Genomic DNA, 908 nt, shown 5'->3' with positions numbered 1-908 from the left:
GCAAGCCCTTTAGCTTTGCCTTGATCCTGCGGTTGTTGTAGTAATCCAGATATTCGATCAGTTCCTGTTTGAAGTGTTCCATGGATTGAAATTCTTGCAGATATAACAGTTCACTTTTGAGCAGTCCGAAGAAATTTTCTATCACAGCATTGTCCAGACAGTTTCCCTTGCGGCTCATGCTCTGTCGGATCCCCTTCTCGCGAAGCATCCGCTGGTACTGCTTGTGTTGATATTGCCAACCCTGATCAGAGTGGAGAATCAGGCGTGTTCCGGCCGGGATCTTTGCAAACGCCTTGTCCAGCATGGTGGTTACCATGCTGAGTACAGGATGATCCGATATGGTGTAACTGACCAGATCGCTGCTGTGCAGATTGAGAATCGGGGACAGGTAGAGCTTCTCTCCAAACAGGCTGAACTCCGTCACATCCGTGACCCATTTCTGATTCGGCTTTTCGGCATGGAAATCCCGATTTAGCAGATTTGGTGCGCTTTTGCCCACTTCTCCCTTATAAGAGCGATACTTCTTCATCCTGACACGGCAAACTAAGCCCAACTCTTTCATAAGCCGCTGGACAGTCTTGTGGTTCACAGAGAATGTACGCTTGCGAAGTTCTGCCGTGATCCGGCGATAGCCGTATCGACCCCTGTTTTCGTGGTAAATCGTTGTGATTTCTTCCTTAACAGATGCATATTTGTCTTCTTTCTGCATCTGCTTCAAATGATAGTAGAAAGTTGCACGGGGCAGTTGAGCGATTGAGAGCAGAATACTGAGTGCGTGTTTTTGCCTTAGCTTCTGAAATACCAGCGTTTTTTGTGCTGGTGTCGCTCGTCTTCCAAAACCAAGGCTTGCAAATTTTTTAGGTAATCGTTCTCCGCACGCAGTCGCTGCACTTCGGCCAGCAGATCTT

Annotated in this window: 1 protein-coding gene; it reads right to left on the bottom strand. The window is 47.8% G+C overall.

What is annotated here, in order from left to right:
* Nucleotides 1–805 (bottom strand): IS3 family transposase (locus tag NE623_RS14410; RefSeq protein WP_256273500.1); only part of this gene is annotated, 805 nt, incomplete at its 3' end.
* Between the last annotated feature and the right edge of the window lie 103 nt (nucleotides 806–908).

This window comes from Gemmiger formicilis (assembly GCF_024462815.1).
In the GTDB taxonomy this organism is placed as follows: domain Bacteria; phylum Bacillota; class Clostridia; order Oscillospirales; family Ruminococcaceae; genus Gemmiger.
This window is presented reverse-complemented; position numbering and strand designations above follow the sequence as displayed.